The 384-nt window shown below is 66.1% G+C and carries 1 protein-coding gene; it reads left to right on the plus strand.

Annotated elements, in window-relative coordinates; translation table 11 throughout:
- Window positions 1-147 precede the first annotated feature (147 nt).
- The coding region (locus JWG43_RS21225; protein ID WP_205244512.1) for an alpha/beta fold hydrolase at window positions 148-384 on the plus strand (237 nt) is incomplete at its 3' end.

The raw sequence follows: 384 nt of genomic DNA on the forward strand, positions 1-384 counted from the left end.
GCTCTTCATCGCGCCAGGCCGGGTCGTCGCCCAGCTCCCAGGTGCCTTGGCCGAGGGCGGGAACGGTCGTACCGTCCGCAAAAGTGACGAGGCGGGTCATGTCCGTCCTGACGATAATGAGCGGCGAAGACGCCGTCGGAGGAAGCGATGCGAACCCGGCATATCAAGACCGACGGTCTGGTCCAACAGGTTCTGGAGGCCGGGTTCGAGGATGACAACGCGCCGCTGGTCCTGCTGATCCACGGCTTCCCAGAACTAGGGATCAGCTGGCGCGCCCAGGTCCAGGCGATCTCGCAGGCGGGCTATCATGTCGTCGCCCCGGACATGCGGGGCTATGGCGGGACGGACAAGCCGGAGGGGGTGGAGGCCTACGCGATCCTGCAT

Source organism: Desulfobulbus alkaliphilus (assembly GCF_016918545.1).
Lineage (GTDB): Bacteria > Desulfobacterota > Desulfobulbia > Desulfobulbales > Desulfobulbaceae > Desulfobulbus > Desulfobulbus alkaliphilus.